Origin of the sequence: Pseudomonas sp. SD17-1 (assembly GCF_029201585.1) — a bacterium.
Classification (GTDB): domain Bacteria; phylum Pseudomonadota; class Gammaproteobacteria; order Pseudomonadales; family Pseudomonadaceae; genus Aquipseudomonas; species Aquipseudomonas palmensis.
In genome coordinates, this window is sequence record NZ_CP104044.1 from 5,552,103 (window position 1) to 5,568,484 (window position 16,382).

The window sequence follows — 16,382 nt, forward strand, 5'->3', positions numbered from 1 at the left end:
CCCCTGGAGCCGAGCGATGCCACACGAAGGCAGCCTTTTGCAAACAGCCGTCATCTTCCTGCTTGCCGCGGTCATTGCGGTGCCCCTGGCCAAGCGTTTGCAACTGGGCGCCGTGATCGCCCCGGATACCAGCCACGGCGACAGCCTGGCACACCTGATTACGTCCAAATCCTAAAATCACGCAGGACCTTTCCTTACCGTTCCAAGCCGGGAAAATCCGGGATAAGCAACTGCTAAGTTGCGCTCTTCCCAGCTTGCGACACCCACTCATGACCAAGAAAAACGTTCTCCTTTCCCATTGCTTCCATTGCGCGGGTGAATCATGAGCCAGCGCATGAATATCTTCGGCAAGGGCCAAGGTCTGGACGGAGATCTCACCAGTACAGGTGCAATCTGCATAGCCAGTCATGCGCGCGGCCAGGTGCACGACATCCCTTGGCTACTTGAAGGCGACAGGACCACACCCTGCCCTCACTGCGGTGCAGAAGGCACGATCATCGAGGGTGAATCGCGCTGGCGACAGGACGGCCTCAGCACAGCCGTGGATGGCTCACTGGTTCAGTGCAAATGTCCGCTGGGCAGCAACTATGTCATTGCACCGCTACATCAAGGGCCTGCCATCAGGAGCAGCATTCCACTCCAGCCTAGCGCATCGACGCTCGGATTTGAGTCGACTCCCTCACCACGACAAGCAGTCAGCACAATGACAACATTCGCGCAGCCCAGACTGGAGCCGGGCTTTCATATTGTCCAGCACAGCCAGTCATTCAATCAGGTGCTGCATGGGCTGGCTGACCCGCAGAGGCACCTGGCCATTCGTCTGCAGCGTCTCAACCCAACCTTTGAGAACGGCTTCAAGGCAGGGGAAATCTTTGTCATCGGTGATCCAGGAAGTGCACAGATGTGTACGCGTGAGGAACTGCATCTGATGGAAGCGGCAGAACTGGCGCGAGATAGTCTTGCCGGTCTGAGCACCGATGAGGCCGATTTCATGATGAGGCACCAGGCCGAAATCGCAGGATTACTAAGTGACGTGAGTCTGTCGATGGGGGTGGCCCAGGCCATGATGGCGAGGTCATTCGAAGACCTGAAGAATACACTGCATCAGGTCGAGCTCTTGCATCAGCAGCAATTCTCCAAGCATGGCCATTTGAAAAGCCCACAGTTCTTCGCTTCCCGTAAAGAACTTTTCAAGCGAATGGAAGCGCAGTTGCGGATAGCCTTCCTCAACAAACCGATGAACCTGGGCAGCCATGACACCTTGCGCAGAGGCCTTGGAATATCGAGCAGGAGTCTGGTGCATCATTGGAGCAAAGCGGGCGTCCCAGGACAAATTCCGGGATATGCAACGCACCTGGAGAAGGTGGCAAGGATGTCAACGTACCTGAAGACCGGCGGGCACATCGGCATAGTGATAGGTGCTGCTTCTTCGTACTTCAAGATTCGAGAGGCGTGCATGGCTGGAGAAACCAAGGCGTGTAAAAAGATACGCTTCACCGAGGCTGGCAGTTTCTTGGGAGGGCTTGGTTTTGGTTCACTGGGGGGCGCCGCTGCAAACAGGGTTTTCGCGGTAGGTTGCTTGAGTTTAGGACCGGTGAGTGCGACCGTTTGTAGTGTCGCCATCGTCGGTGCAGGGGCTTTAGCAGGGAGTCTGGGTGGTATGTCAGGTGGTGAATGGCTAGGGGAAGTTATCTATGAGCACGCCCAGCCATGATGGCCTTCTGGGAGTCCCACTGGGCGCTGGCGTTTATGTTAACCCCCTGCTTCTTGGGGATCGGGGGCCTCTTGTCAGAGGTACAACTTGCCCATTCTCGACATTTTTCAAGTTTGCTTCACGCCTTTCGGCGCAGTGACTGTCTGCCCAGATTCTTGCAGATATGGGGAACACACGGCTTCATTTCTCGATGCATGATCGTATCAGCACTCAGCGGGATCATGTTGTATGCAAGACGCTCCATCAAACGAGGGCAGCTGGATCCGAAGGACTTTCATGAATTCCCTCTTGCGCTCAAAAGGCGCCTGACTATTACCTCATGGCTGATCATCATTGGGTTTGCCTGGTTCATGTTTGGCGTAGGCCTGCTCAACTTGAGCAAGCCGTAACGGACGGTAAACCGCCGGCTCCCCAAGCCCCTGACGCAAAAACAGGCAAGTGTTGAAGAGCAGGCAATAAGGCATTTACCAATCGAATCTGAGCGCTACAGCAACGCGCTCAAGCGCAGCTGCGACGCCTGCGAGCAGAACACCAGCCGCGCATCCCCGGCCGACATCACCACGGGCACCAGGTCCAGGCGAATGCGCGGCAGCAGGCGGTTGAGCATCTGCTGGCAATCCCGGCGCAGGTAGCTGTCTTCGCCGGTCAGGCGACTGACCAGGCGGAAAGTCAGCGAGTCCCGCGCCAGTACCAGCAAAATGTAGCGCCGCGTGCCGGTCTCGCGCAGCAGCCACACGCCGGTCGCCAGTTTCAGCAGCGGCGTGAGCGTCTCGATCAGCTTGTTGCGCTCCACGGGCACCAGGTCGTGGGGCACCCACTCGCCGTCTTCACCGTCATCGTCGCTATCGGCACGCTGCAGGGCATCGGCCTCGCGCCGATAGTGCTCGGCCGCGCCGCGGTCATCGCTGCGCAGGGCCAGCACGCTGAGCTTGCGCAGGCTGTACAGCTGCAACGGCCCGCGCTGCTCGGCCACCTGCCGCCACAGTGCTGCGGCGGCGTCCGGGCGCCCGGCCTGGGCATGACACTCGGCCAGCTGATAGCGCACCGCCGCGTCCGGCGCCTGCTGCAGTGCATCTTCCAGCAAACGCAGCGCCTCATCGCCCGCCTCGCCAAGGGTGCGGTACAGCCAGGCCAGCCGGGCAATCTCGTGGCCCGACAGCGCACGGATACGCCGTTTGCGCTGCAGGTCGTGCTGCTCGGCCACCAATGCCTCGCGCTCGTCACGGGCGCGCTGGCAATGCCGGGCATTGTCATCGGCCTGCTGTTCGTCCAGGCGCTGCGCCAATGGCAGGTGCTGCTCACCCAGCCAGGCCTGCGCCGCGCTGGGCTGGCTGCGCTGCCACACCAGTGCCGCATCGGGCTGATCGGGTGCCCCCCCCAGCGCCGCCAGGCGGTCGGCCAGCGCCGGGTGGGTATCGCTGTCGTCGGTCTCGTTGCACAGTGCGCCATGCAGCCAGCTGCGGGCCTCGGCAATGTCCTGCGGCAGGCTCGGCGCACCGCTGCGGGCCAGGTCGGTCAATGGCGTGGCGCTGCCGGCAAGAAACACCTTGGGCCAGAACGCCTGCTCCAGTGCCCGCCCCTGCAAGGCCAGGCCGACCAGCGCCTCGCGCATCGCCTCGACCCCGCCTACCCGCGCCGCCTCGGCGTCGGCCTGGTACTCGCAGCGCCGCGCAAAATCCATGCTCACGGCCAGAAAACGCGGCACGTACCAGCCCACGAACAGACGCAGCGGCGCGCTCGACAACGAGCGATGGCGCTCCAGCCGCTCGCTCGCCGCCTGCCATTGCAGCCGTGCGAAATACACGCGGCTGGCATAGCGGCCATGACGCTGGGCGATGTGCGCGCACTCATGCGCCAGGATCGCCGCACAGGCCCGCGGCGACAGCGTGTCGAGCAAGGGCAGGCCCAGCCACATCACGTTGCGCGTCCTGCGAAACAGTACGTGGTGCTGGCGGATACTGGCGTTGAAGTCGTCGTTCAGGTACACCGCATCCAGCGCAGGCGCGCCGAGTGCCAGGCGCAACCGCTCGATTTCCTCGAACAGCTGCGGCGCGTCCACTGCCTGCAGGGCGATGCCGTCCTCGCTGGAATCGGCACGCGTCGCAAAGGGCAGTTTGAGCATGCTGTAGCCGAACATGCCCGCTGGCAGGGTCACGAACCCGGCCAGCAGCCCCGCAGCACCGGGCAGCCACATGCACATCGCCAGCGGCAGCGCGCACAGGGCCAGCCCGCCCACCAGCAGAAAGCCGTTGCCCAGCAGCAGCCAGGCACGAAGTCGCAACCGTTGCAGTGCGGCCATGGGCGTTACTGCGCCGGCTTGGGCGGCAGGTCGTCGGCGCCGACCTTGCCACGCCCCAGGAACGCACCGAACACGCTGGTGACACTCTTGAGCAGGCTGTGGGAGTTGAGCACCTCGTACTGGACTTCTTGGATGCCTTCGTTGTCGGGCAACTGGGTCACGGCATGCTGCGCCCACTCGATGGCAGCGAAGCGGCTTTGCTGAACGCCCTGCCCGCGCAGGTAGGCCAGTGCGATCTCGGCACTGGTACGCGCCGAGACCCAGTCATCGTCACAGTCGACCAGCGAACGCAGGTACTTCACGCCGGTTTCCTGCTCTTCGGCAGTGCCGAAGTCGCGCAGCAGGATGCCGATGCGGATGCGCGCGCGCTGTTCTGCCCGCGACGATTGGCGGGCGCCTTCGAACAGGCGCAGCACCTCGTCGAGGTTGGCACGCACACGCATGTCCAGCTCGTCGTCGAAGAGCTTTTTCCAGGCCAGGTTGAACATGCTCTGCGGGCAGCCGTCCTGGGCACCGCGCTCCAGCCAGCGCAGGCTTTCGCCCTCGTCCACATAGCGTTGCGGGGCCTCTTCACGGGCACCGGTGTGTACCTCGTGCAGGAAATAGGCCGCGCCCGGCAGGCCACGCTCGCCCCATTGCACCGCCAGGAAGTAACCCTCGTCGTGGCGCCCACCGTCCCACAGGAATGACGGCAGGCTGACGATGTCCAGGCCCGAGTCACCCAGGTCGTGTTCGCCCAGCACCCGCGCGCGGTCCAGCAAGGCCGGCACACACTGCGGGTCCTTGTCGAAACCCCACAGGCCGAACTGGTGACCGACAGCCTTGATCGCCACCGGCACGCCCAACTCGTTCATCGCGCACATGCGCTCGACCGCCACCTTGAAGGCACCGGTTTCGTCGGCCATGTTGGCCACCATGGTGAGGTAGACGAAGCTGTGGAACGGCCCCTCGACATGGCGGAAGTACTCGCCTTCGGGGAAGGCCTGCACGCTCGCGACCTGCATCGCCATCGCACGTGGCTGGTTGTCCAGCGAGTAGCTGCAGAACTGGCCGAAGTAACCCAGCGCATAACCGCGGTAGGCTGGCAGCAAGTCGCGCTGCAGCCAGGCCTCGAAGTGCTCGAGGTACTCGCGTGCAGCGTTGAATTCCTCCTTGGCGGGGTAATCCTCGTGGATGTCGTAGAACGCCAGCCAGCGGATCGCATTGCGCTGCGCCTCGCTCAGCGCGGCGCACAGCGGCCCGCTGGCAAAGCCTTCGATGTCTTCGTAGCTGCCGCCCCAGCGCGGCAACAGGTAGTTGGCATAGTTGAGCAGCGCTTCCAGGCAGTCCGGGCGCCACTCCATCACGCGGTGCAGCCAGTAATCCTGCCCCTGGTCCATCTCGTGCGCCTGGCGTTGCGGCAGGCCGGCCGGCAGCGCCGTGGGGGCCTGTTGCAAGGGCGTCAGGCCGTAGTGGGCCAGGTGTTCGACCGCCATCTCCAGCAGTTCGGGGTCCTGGTTGTCGCTGGCCATGCCCTTGGCAGGCTCGCCACCGAACAGCGCGTTCAGCCACGCCGGCTCGTGGAAGTGCGCGCACAGCTCCATCAGGGTGACGCCTGCAGCCACCGGCTGCGGCGAACGTTCGAGTGCCGCCAGCAGGTGCACCGCCGACAGTTCACAAGCCAGCGCCGCGCCCAGCCAGCAGTCGTCGGTCACGCTGTTGGCCCAGCCGTTGCCGCGGATATTGCCGGCGCGGCCATAGCAGTAGTTGCCCAGAAACAGGCGCGGATGGAAGGCATCCGGGCAGGCGGCGACCCAGGCCTGCAGAAAGCGTGCGATCTCCGGCGCCGGGGTCACACTGAAGTCGAACAGCGTGCCGGTGCGGGCGGTGTCCAGATAATGGTGGGTGCCAGGCTCGGCGCTGCTCCACTCGGCCTGCAGGGTATCGAAATAGCTGTTCAGCTCGGCGAAGGACTCGGTACGAACCAGGTCACGCAGGTGGAGGCGAATATGGGGAATGTTGTGCAAGTGGCACCCTTCAAGTCCGTTTTAGCGAGCGCGTTCAGCGCAAAGGCGCTCATGATGGCGGCGAAGGCTAAACGACACTACCGATTGGATCCAGTCCAATTGAAAAAATCGCGGGTGTTAATGATTCTTGACCGGGCGCGAGCGGTACGGGGCGTTGAAAATGCGGGCAGGTGGACGGCATGCGGGCAATGCCGGAGGCCATCGACCAGGGCATCCCGTTCGATGGCCGCGCACTGGAGCGGGGGTTACAGCAGCACGCGCAGGCACTGCCCGGCGTGGTACAGCGAAAAGCCGGTTTCGTAGAAGCCGGTGCGCAGCAACGGGGCCGATACCGGTTTCATCGGGGCGAACGGGATCGGCAGTGCATCCGGATCGTCCTGCAGCAGGTACTGTGCGAAGGCCTTGCCGATCACAGTACCGGTGGTGTTGCCACGGCCGTTGTAGCCGGTGACCGCAACGATGCCCGGGGCCGGTTCGAACAGGCGCATCAGGTGGTCCGGGGTGAAGTCGATACAGCCGGTCCAGTGCATTTCCCAGTCGACCTTGCCCAGTTGCGGGAAGTAGTGCCCCTGGATGCGGTCGGCCCAGCTGCGCACGAACCACGCCGGCTTGTTGTCGACCCGGCCCATGCTGCCCAGCAGCAGGCGGCCCTGGTCGTCGCGACGGATGCTGCTGAGCACCGTGCGCGTGTCCCACGAGCCCTGGCCGTGCTTGAGCACGTTGTCGGCCGCAGCGCCCTGCAGGGGCTTGGAAGCCACCTGGTAGTAGTAGCCGCGAAAGTACTGCTTCTGCAACGCGGTCCAGTCGCCCTCGGTGTAGGCACCGGTGGAGATCACCACTTTGTCGGCGCTGACCGCGCCCTGGGCAGTCTTCACCAGCCAGGCGCTGCCTTCGCGGGTGAGCCCGGTGACAGCGGACTGTTCGAACACCTGCCCACCCAGACGGCGTACCGCGGCGGCCAGGCCACGGGTGTAGCCCATGGGGTTGATGGTGCCGGCGCGGCGGTCGAGCAGCGCGGCGGAAATCTTGTCGGTACCGCAGTATTCCTGGCACTGCGCACCGGTCAGCAGTTCGACGTCGGCACCGCGTCGGCTCCATTGCTGGTGACGCGATTGCAGGTCGGCTACGCCGTTGGCGTTGTGCGCCATGTGCAGGGTGCCTTCGTTGCGTGCCTGGCAGTCGATGCCCAGGCGTTCGATCATGGCGAACACCTCGGCCGGGGCTTCACCCAGTACCTTGTTCAGGCGGCTGCCCTGTTGCTGGCCCAGGGTGGCCTCGACATCGTCGGGGCGGATCCAGGTGCCGGCATTGACCAGCCCGACGTTGCGCCCCGAGCCACCATGGCCGATGACACGGGCTTCGAGCAGCGCGACGGACTTGCCCTGCTCGAGCAGGTTGATGGCCGTGCACAGACCGGTGATACCCCCGCCGATCACGCACACATCGGCCTTGATCTGTGCCGTCAGTGCGGCGGCAGGCGCCGCAGGCGGAGTGACGAACTCCCACAGACATTCTTGACGCAGGTCGGTCATGGCCGCCTCCGTTGGTTGGCCTTGGAACGGGAAGCACCCTTCACCGGCAAGGCCGGCCCCTACACGGTTGCGGTAGGAGCCGGCCTTGCCGGCGAAGGGGCCGACGCGGTTATCAGTCGAACACGATGCCCTGCGCCAGCGGCAGCTCGCGCGAGTAGTTCACGGTGTTGGTCTGACGACGCATGTAGGCCTTCCACGAATCAGAACCCGACTCACGGCCACCGCCGGTCTCTTTCTCGCCACCGAACGCGCCACCGATCTCGGCACCGCTGGTGCCGATGTTGACGTTGGCGATGCCGCAGTCGCTGCCCGCCGCGCTCTGGAAGCGCTCGGCCTCACGCAGGTCGGTGGTGAAGATGCACGAGCTCAGGCCCTGTGGCACTTCGTTGTTCAGGCGCAGCGCTTCATCGAATTCGTCATAGGCCAGCACGTAGAGAATCGGCGCGAAGGTTTCATGGCGCACCACCTCGCTCTGACCAGGCATCTCGACGATCGCCGGGCTCACGTAGTAGGCATCCGGGTACTGCTGCTGCAACTGGCGCTCGCCGCCGAACACGCTGCCGCCTTCATCACGGGCACGGGCCAGGGAGTCCTGCATGGCGGTGAACGAACCCTTGTCGATCAGCGGGCCGACCAGGTTGTCCTGGCGCGGGTCGCCGATACGTACCTTGGCGTAGGCGGCTTTGACGCGGGCCACCACTTCGTCCTTGATGGAGCGGTGCACGATCAGGCGACGCAGGGTGGTGCAGCGCTGCCCGGCGGTACCCACGGCGCTGAACAGAATGCCGCGCACGGCCAGGTCCAGGTCGGCGCTCGGGGCCAGGATCATTGCGTTGTTGCCACCCAGCTCGAGGATGCTGCGACCGAAGCGTGCCGCCACGCGTGGGCCGACTTCGCGCCCCATGCGGGTGCTGCCGGTGGCGCTTACCAGCGGTACGCGCGGGTCGTCGACCAGTGCCTGGCCGGCGTCGCGGTCGCCGATGATCAGCTGCGCCAGGCCTTGCGGCGCTTCGCCAAAGGCTTTCAGGGCTTTTTCGAACAGCGCCTGGCAAGCCAGTGCGGTCAGCGGGGTCTTTTCCGATGGCTTCCAGATCACGGCGTTGCCGCATACCAGCGCCAGGGTGGTGTTCCACGCCCACACGGCCACCGGGAAGTTGAAGGCGCTGATCACGCCAACCACACCCAGCGGGTGCCAGGTTTCACGCATGTGGTGGCCCGGGCGCTCGGAGGCGATGGTCAGGCCATACAGCTGGCGCGACAGGCCGACGGCGAAGTCGCAGATGTCGATCATTTCCTGCACTTCGCCCAGGCCTTCCTGGGTGATCTTGCCGGCTTCGATGGATACCAGTTCGCCCAGTTGCGCCTTGTGCTCACGCAGCACTTCACCAAACAGGCGGATCAGCTCACCGCGACGCGGCGCCGGCACGTTGCGCCAGGCCAGGAAGGCCTGTTCGGCCTGTTCGATCTTGCCCAGTACCTGAGCCTTGGACTCCAGGTGCACCGAGGCAATCGCGCTGCCGTCGATCGGGGTGTGAACGGGATGGTTGCCATGGGTGTAGGCAGAGGCCGGTACACCCAGGCGGTCGAGCAATCCATCAACCATTATTCTTCTCCTGCAAGGCGGTGAGTGGTTGTAATTGGTGATGGGATCAGTATTAATCCGATCACTCTGGCGCTACAAACGACCTTTATTCTGCACATCATTCCGCCAGGTAATGATTCGACGGGTGAGTGATACCGCTATGTCCAAACGTCTGGTGCCGTCGATGGCCGCCCTGCAATGCTTCGAGGCGGCCGCCCGACACCTGAGCTTCACCCGCGCTGCGCAAGAGCTGCACCTGACCCAGAGCGCGGTGAGCAAGCAGGTGGCGCAGCTCGAAGACATGCTGCGCCATCACCTGTTCCTGCGGATCCGCCGACGCCTGCAGCTGACCCCGGCGGGCGCGCTGTACCTGGCCGAGGTGAACAAGATCCTCACCCAGGTCGACATGTCCAGCCGCTACATCCTGTCCTACGGGCAGCAGACCGAAGTGCTCAAGGTGGCCACCCAGCCGAGCTTCGGCGTGCGCTGGCTGATCCCGCACCTGAAGGGCTTCGGCAAGCGCTACCCGAATATACACCTGGACATCTGCAACGAGATGGAGCCTTTCGCCCTGCTGCAGAACACCGCCGACGTGGTGTTCTTCTATGGCCAGGGCACCTGGCCGGGGGCCACGTGCATCGAGCTGTTCGGCGACGAGGTGGTGCCGGTGTGCGCCCCGGAACTGCTGCAGGGGCACACCCTGACCGAGGCCGGCGAGCTGGCCGAGCGCGTGTTGCTGCAAAGCACCTCGCGCCCGGAGGCCTGGCACGAGTGGTTTCTGGAACAGGGCCTGCACTCGGCCAACAGCTACCACGGCCCGCGTTTCGATACCTTCTATATGTGCGTGGGCGCCGCGTTGTCGGGCTGCGGCGTGGCGCTGGTGCCGCGCTATCTGGTGGAGCAGGAACTGGCCGAGGACAAGCTGGTGATACCGTGGCCCTACGCGATGCGCAGCAGCGGCGCGTACTTTGTGGCGTTCGCCGAGCATGCCGCCGAGGTACCCAAGGTGCGCAGCCTGGTGGAATGGATCCGTGAACAGGCGACCGCGCCGAGGTCCTGAATTACAGGAATGATCCCTCGAATTTTTTTCGCTTGTGCCCGGCCTGCATTCCTCGCTTTCATGTAAGGGTGACTTTTACCACCAGGAAGCTTTCGATGCCCGCTCAAGATTTCGTCAGCCCGGACAGCATTCGCGCGCAGTTTTCCGCGGCCATGTCGCTCATGTACAAGCAGGAGGTGCCGCTCTACGGCACCCTGCTGGAACTGGTGAGCGAGATCAACCAACAGGTGATGACCCAGCAGCCCAAGGTGGCCGAGGCGCTACGCTGGACCGGCGAGATCGAACGCCTGGACCAGGAACGCCACGGCGCCATCCGCGTCGGCACCGCCCAGGAACTGGCGACCATCGGCCGCCTGTTCGCGGTGATGGGCATGTACCCGGTGGGCTACTACGACCTCAGCTCGGCCGGCGTACCGGTGCACTCCACCGCGTTTCGCGCGGTACACGAGCAGTCGCTGCACATCAGCCCGTTCCGCGTGTTCACTTCGCTGCTGCGCCTGGAGCTGATCGACAACCCGGCCCTGCGCGAGCTGGCCGCATCGATCCTGGCCAAGCGGCAGATCTTCACCCCGCGTGCCTTGCAGCTGATTGCCCAGTTCGAAGCCGACGCAGGCCTGAATGCCGCCGACGCCGAGGCGTTCGTCAATGAAGCACTGCACACCTTCCGCTGGCACCACGACGCGACGGTCACGGCCGAGCAGTACCAGCAACTGCACGACCAGCACCGCCTGATCGCCGATGTGGTGGCCTTCAAGGGCCCGCACATCAACCACCTGACGCCGCGCACCCTGGACATCGATGCGATCCAGGTCGGCATGCCGGCCAAGGGCATTCCGCCCAAGGCCGTGATCGAGGGCCCGCCACCGCGTCGTTGCCCGATCCTGTTGCGTCAGACCAGCTTCAAGGCCTTGCAGGAGCGCGTGGCATTCACCGACCAGCAGGGCAGCGAAGGGGGCAGCCATACCGCACGCTTCGGCGAGATCGAGCAACGCGGCGCGGCGCTGACCCCCAAGGGTCGCGTGCTGTACGACCAGTTGCTGGACGCAGCGCGGGCCGACCTGGGCGGCGTGCCGGCCGAGGCCAATGCCGAGCGCTACATGAGCCTGCTGGGCAAGCGTTTCGAAGCCTTCCCGGACGACCTGGCGCAGATGCGCGAGCAGGGGCTGGCGTACTTCCGCTACTTCCCGACCGAAGCCGGCCTGAGTGCCCGCGACCAGGCGCAGCGGCCGACCTCGCTGAACGCGTTGATCGAAGCCGGGCATGTGCACTTCGAAGCCCTGGTCTACGAGGACTTCCTGCCGGTGAGTGCGGCGGGGATCTTCCAGTCCAACCTGGGCGAAGGCGCGCAGAGCGAGTACGGCAGCAATGCCAACCGCGACGCGTTCGAGCAGGCTCTGGGCAAGTCGGTGCAGGATGAGCTGGCGCTGTATGCCGAGAGCGAGCGGCGCTCGCTGGCAGCGTGTGCGCAGGCGTTGAACCTGCCTGGGCTGATTTAACAGCTTCGCCGGCAAGGTCGGCTCCTACACTGCAGGAGCCGGCCTTGCCGGCGAAGGGGCCCTCAATGCCCCACCTCAAACCGCCCCACTTCTGCCCGCAGCTGCCCCGCCAAACCCTCCAGCTCCCGCGCCGTAGCCGCCAGGTTGGCTGCCACCTCGCGCTGCTCGCTGTTGGCCAGCGCAATACTCTGCAAGTTGCTGCTCAGCAACGTCGCCGTGCTGCTCTGCTCCTGAGTCGCGGTGGTGATCGCGGCAAACTGCTGCCCCGCCGCCCGGCTCTGCTCGTCGATGCGCGCCAAGGCCTCGGCGACCTTGGCATTGCGTTGCAAGCCGTCCTCCATCAAGCGGTTGCCCTGCTCCATGGTGCTGATGGCGTTGCCGGTCTCCTGCTGAATGCTGGCGATCATGCCGGAGATCTCGTCGGTGGCTTCGCGGGTGCGCGCCGCCAGGTTGCGCACCTCGTCCGCCACCACGGCGAACCCGCGCCCCTGCTCGCCCGCCCGTGCCGCCTCGATGGCCGCGTTCAGCGCCAGCAGGTTGGTCCGCTCGGCAATCGAGGTGATGGTGCCGACAATGCCGCCAATCTCCTTCGAGCGCACCCCAAGGGTATCGATCACTGTCGCGGTGCTGCCCAGCGCCTGCGCGATCTGCTGCAACGAGGTGGACGCTTCGTCCATCGATGCACGGCCAATGCGCGTCTGCTGCGCGTTGTCCTGGGCCATGCGTTCGGTGCTGCCCATGTTGTCAGCGATGTTCAGGGAGGTGGCGCTGAACTGCTCGACTGCACCGGCCATGCTGGTGATTTCGCCCGACTGCTGCTCCATGCCCTCGCAAGCACCCGACGACAGCCCCGCCAGCGCCTGAGCACGCTGGCTGACCTGCTGCGAGGCATCACGAATGTGCAGCACAGTGCTCGCCAGCGCTTCGCTCATCTGATTGAAACTGCGCGCCAGTTGGCCGATTTCGTCGTGGCTGGCCACCGCCAGGCGGGCACTCAGGTCGCCCGCGCCCAGGGCCTGGGCCTGACGCACCAGGTCGGCCAGCGGCCGCAGCTTGCGGCGCAGCAGCCACAGGGTGGCGCCCACCGCCAGCATCATGGCCAGCAGGCTGCCAATGGCCAACCTTGCGCCCACGCTCCAGGTCACGGCACGAATCTCGGCCTTGGGCATGCTTGCCAGTACTGTCCACGGGCCGTCGGCAAAGGGCATGGCCACGCTATAGAGGGTTTCGACCCCATCGTTCCAGAAGCGCCCTTCCCCTGCATGCGCAGCAAACCCGCCCAGTTGGTGGGCAGCCAGTGCCGTGTCGCTGACACCTGCCGGCGCCACCAACCAGTGTTGCTGTTCGTCCAGCAGCGCCAGCGACCCCGTCTGGCCGATACGGAAGCGCCGGAGGTTGTCGAACTGGGCGTTCTGCGCGTCCGTATAGTCGAAGCCGACGAACAGGACCGCGATGACCCGACCCGACACGTCACGCACCGGTGTGTACTGGGTCATATACGAGCGCTCGAACAGCACGGCACGCCCCACGTAGGGCTGCCCGGCCATCAGCCGCGCGTAGGCCGGGTGCTGGTGATCGAGCTGAGTGCCGATGGCGCGGCTGCCGTCCTGCTTGGTCAGCGATGTGCTGATACGAATGAAGTCCTCACCGCTGCGCACGAACACGGTGGCAACACCCGCCGTCATCTGGCGAAAGTCGTCAACCTCGCGAAAATCGTTGTTCAGCGCATGGTCCGCCAGGTACAGCGCCGGCGTGGCCACTCCGGCCACGCTGAGTGACTGGTCGGAGGCAAGCCGCAGCCCGCCGGCAAAGCGTTTTTCGAACAGGCCACTGAGGCGCTGGGTACTCTCGCGCAAGGTGCTGTGGAACGTGTCGAGCTGGTCGGCGAGCAGCCGTGCCTCGCTGGCCAGGTGTTCCTGGCGGGTGATCAGGTTGGCGCTGTCGAGCGAGCGCAGGGCAAACAGCGTACTGCCGGTAATGACGACCGCCAGCACGGCGGCCAGGGCAATACCGAGTTGCGAGGCAATTCGGGCACGGGGTTGGGACATGGAAGCTCCTGGCAATGGGGGCCGGATCATCCTGATCACGCTGCACCGTCGGCATGGGGAAGTGGAGCCATTCTGGTTGTGGCTCTCGACCCCACTGATTCGGCGGCGTCATCGATTACTTGAGTGCATCACAGGGATATTCTGCGCAAACGTTCAATCGCCGATGTTGGGCTCATTTGCCCCCAGTATCTGCACCTTGGGCAGGTCCATCGCACGGGCCTCGCCCTGCAGGAAGTCGCTGAGCCGGCGCAGACGCTCGCCACCGGGACGCGTGCGTGGCCACACCAGGTAGTAATTCAGGCCGCTGGCCACCGCCGTCGGCCAGGGCAGGCTCAGGCGCCGCTGGGCGACATCCTCGGCCACCATCAGCAAGTCCCCCATCGACACACCATACCCTCGCGCGGCAGCGATCATGCCCAGCTCGAGGGTATCGAACACCTGGCCGCCCTTGAGCGAGACCTGTTCGGTCAGCCCCATCTGCGCCAGCCAGCTGCGCCAGTCGCGCTTGTCGGGCGTGGGATGCAGCAGTTCGCAGGCCTTCAACTGCTCCACGTCCCAGGGTGTCTGATCAAGCAGCGCGGGCGCACCCACCGGTATCAGCAGTTCAGGGAACAGCGGGCTGACCTCCCAGTCCGGCGGAAAATGCCCGTCGCCCAACAGCACTGCGCAATCGAAGGGTTCATGGTTGAAATCCACATGGTCGACGTCCATCCAGGCACTGGTGAGCTGCACCTCGTTGCCGGGCTGCAAGTGGCGAAAACGGCTCAGGCGCGCCAGCAGCCAGCGCATGGTCAGGGTCGAAGGGGCCTTCATGCGGATCACCCCATCTTCGCTGTGCAGGGTGTTGCAGGCACGCTCAAGTGCGGCGAAACCCTCGCGCACACCGGGCAACAGCAGGCGCGCCGCCTCGCTCAACTGCAGGGTGCGGCCATTGCGCAGAAACAGCCGGCAGGCGAAGTGCTCCTCCAGCGTGCGGATGTGCCGGCTGACCGCACTCTGGGTTATCGATAACTCATCGGCGGCACGGGTGAACGAACTGTGCCTGGCAGCGGCCTCGAACGCCCGCAAGGCGTAGAGAGGCGGTAAACGGCGTGACATGCGGGCGTGCTCCAGCAATGAAATACGGGTTGGCACGAATCATACTCACATGAGTTTTAATCATGCCAATGATCGTTTTTATCCTTTTGTGCAATGGCCCGCAAAGGCCGAGAATCCACGGCTCACCCTTCCCTTTTCAGGAGCTGCATCATGCAGGCTGCGCCCGTTACCGAACTCAAGGCATTGCTACGGCTGGCCGGGCCGCTGATCGCCTCGCAGTTGGCGCACATGCTGATGCTGCTCACCGACACCCTGATGATGGCCAAAATCAGCCCCGAGGCCCTGGCTGGTGGCGGGTTGGGCGCGGCCAGCTATTCCTTCGTGTCGATCTTCTGCCTGGGGGTGATTGCCGCCGTCGGTACTCTGGTCGCAATTCGCCAGGGTGCGGGCGACAACCCCGGTGCCACGCGCCTGACCCAGGCCGGGCTATGGCTGGCCTGGGGCATGGCCATCGTCGCCGCGCTGGTGCTGTGGAACCTGTCGCCGGTGCTGCTGATGCTGGGCCAGACACCTGGCAACGTGGCTTTTGCCAGCCAGTTCCTGCTGGTGCTGCCGCTGGCCCTGCCCGGCTACCTGAGCTTCATGGCGTTGCGCGGGTTCACCAGTGCACTGGGGCGTTCGACGCCGGTGATGGTGATCAGCCTGGTCGGCACCGTGGTCAATTTCCTGCTCAACTACGCCTTGATCGAAGGCATGTTCGGCCTGCCGAAGCTGGGCCTGATGGGCATCGGCCTGGTGACCGCGTTGGTGGCCAATGCCATGGCCATCGCACTGGCGCTGTACATCCGCCGCCATCCGGCCTACGCGGACTTCCCGATACGCCAGGGCCTGAGCCGCCCGCACCTGCCGGCGTTGCGCGAGCTGTGGCGCCTGGGCCTGCCGATTGGTGGCACCTACACCGTGGAGGTCGGGCTGTTTGCCTTCGCAGCGCTGTGCATCGGCACCATGGGCACCACCGACCTGGGCGCGCACCAGATCGCCCTGCAGATCGTCTCGACCGCGTTCATGATCCCGGCGGGCCTGTCATACGCGGTGACCATGCGTGTGGGCCTGCATTACGGCGCCGACCGCCTGCTGGCGGCGCGTCAGGCCGGGCGCGTGGGCATCGGTTTTGGCGCGGCGATGATGCTCGGTTTCTCGCTGCTGTTCTGGCTGATGCCCGAGGCGCTGGTGGGGCTGTTTCTGGACCGCCAGGACCCGGCCTTCGCCGATGTGATCCGGGTGGCGGTGAGCCTGTTGATGGTGGCGGCGTGGTTCGAGCTGTTCGACGGTATTCAGACCATCGCGATGGGCTCTATTCGCGGGCTCAAGGACGCCAAGACCACGTTCCTGGTGGGGTTGGCCGGGTACTGGCTGATCGGCGCACCGGCGGCGTGGGTGTTCGCGTTTCCCATGGGCGGCGGCGCGGTAGGCGTGTGGTGGGGGCTGGCGCTGGGGTTGGCGTGTGCGGCAATCGGGCTGACGGTGGCGTTCGAGTGGCGGATGCGGCGGTTGCTGGGCAGTTCGCAGATGGCACAGATTTCTGTACAACCTTGAGGGCCTGTTCG

The 16,382-nt window shown here is 64.8% G+C and carries 11 protein-coding genes; 5 read left to right on the top strand and 6 right to left on the bottom strand.

Annotation, left to right across the window (positions count from 1 at the left end; translation table 11 throughout):
• Positions 1-37 precede the first annotated feature (37 nt).
• Both N0B28_RS25440 and N0B28_RS25445 read left to right on the top strand, forming a co-directional pair.
• Positions 38-175, top strand: coding sequence for a hypothetical protein (locus N0B28_RS25440; RefSeq protein WP_196932072.1), 138 nt, complete (start codon positions 38-40; stop codon positions 173-175).
• 147 nt (positions 176-322) lie between these two features.
• Positions 323-1,714 carry a PAAR domain-containing protein gene (locus tag N0B28_RS25445; RefSeq protein ID WP_275729524.1) on the top strand — a complete coding sequence of 464 codons (1,392 nt, stop codon included), beginning with the start codon at positions 323-325 and terminating at the stop codon, positions 1,712-1,714.
• Between the two features lie 484 nt (positions 1,715-2,198).
• On the opposite strand, the gene N0B28_RS25450 is transcribed toward N0B28_RS25445, so the two are convergent.
• From N0B28_RS25450 to N0B28_RS25465, 4 genes are all read right to left on the bottom strand, one after another.
• On the bottom strand, positions 2,199-4,013 hold the full coding sequence (locus tag N0B28_RS25450; protein ID WP_058541728.1) for a M48 family metalloprotease: 1,815 nt from the start codon (positions 4,011-4,013) through the stop codon (positions 2,199-2,201).
• A 5-nt stretch (positions 4,014-4,018) separates the two neighbouring features.
• Entirely contained in the window at positions 4,019-6,019 is a 2,001-nt protein-coding gene (locus N0B28_RS25455) for a DUF4034 domain-containing protein (protein WP_116052415.1), read from the bottom strand.
• 245 nt (positions 6,020-6,264) lie between these two features.
• Positions 6,265-7,551: an FAD-binding oxidoreductase gene (locus tag N0B28_RS25460; RefSeq protein WP_058541726.1), complete on the bottom strand. Its 1,287-nt coding sequence runs from the start codon at positions 7,549-7,551 to the stop codon at positions 6,265-6,267.
• 112 nt (positions 7,552-7,663) lie between these two features.
• Positions 7,664-9,154, bottom strand: coding sequence for an aldehyde dehydrogenase family protein (locus tag N0B28_RS25465; protein ID WP_043863343.1), 1,491 nt, complete (start codon positions 9,152-9,154; stop codon positions 7,664-7,666).
• Positions 9,155-9,293: 139 nt separating this feature from the next.
• On the opposite strand from N0B28_RS25465, the gene N0B28_RS25470 reads away from it, so the two are divergent.
• Entirely contained in the window at positions 9,294-10,193 is a 900-nt protein-coding gene (locus N0B28_RS25470) for a LysR family transcriptional regulator (protein ID WP_275729528.1), read from the top strand.
• A gap of 95 nt (positions 10,194-10,288) precedes the next feature.
• Positions 10,289-11,689 carry a VOC family protein gene (locus N0B28_RS25475; protein WP_104572799.1) on the top strand — a complete coding sequence of 467 codons (1,401 nt, stop codon included), beginning with the start codon at positions 10,289-10,291 and terminating at the stop codon, positions 11,687-11,689.
• Positions 11,690-11,751: 62 nt separating this feature from the next.
• Here the strand turns inward: N0B28_RS25475 and N0B28_RS25480 are convergent, their stop codons facing one another.
• Both N0B28_RS25480 and N0B28_RS25485 read right to left on the bottom strand, forming a co-directional pair.
• Complete coding sequence (locus N0B28_RS25480; RefSeq protein ID WP_275729530.1) at positions 11,752-13,737, bottom strand: methyl-accepting chemotaxis protein; 1,986 nt, start codon at positions 13,735-13,737, stop codon at positions 11,752-11,754.
• Between the two features lie 153 nt (positions 13,738-13,890).
• Positions 13,891-14,835 carry a LysR substrate-binding domain-containing protein gene (locus N0B28_RS25485; RefSeq protein ID WP_043863339.1) on the bottom strand — a complete coding sequence of 315 codons (945 nt, stop codon included), beginning with the start codon at positions 14,833-14,835 and terminating at the stop codon, positions 13,891-13,893.
• 150 nt (positions 14,836-14,985) lie between these two features.
• Between N0B28_RS25485 and N0B28_RS25490 the strand changes: the two genes are divergently transcribed.
• Entirely contained in the window at positions 14,986-16,371 is a 1,386-nt protein-coding gene (locus N0B28_RS25490; protein WP_100634197.1) for a NorM family multidrug efflux MATE transporter, read from the top strand.
• Positions 16,372-16,382 lie beyond the last annotated feature (11 nt).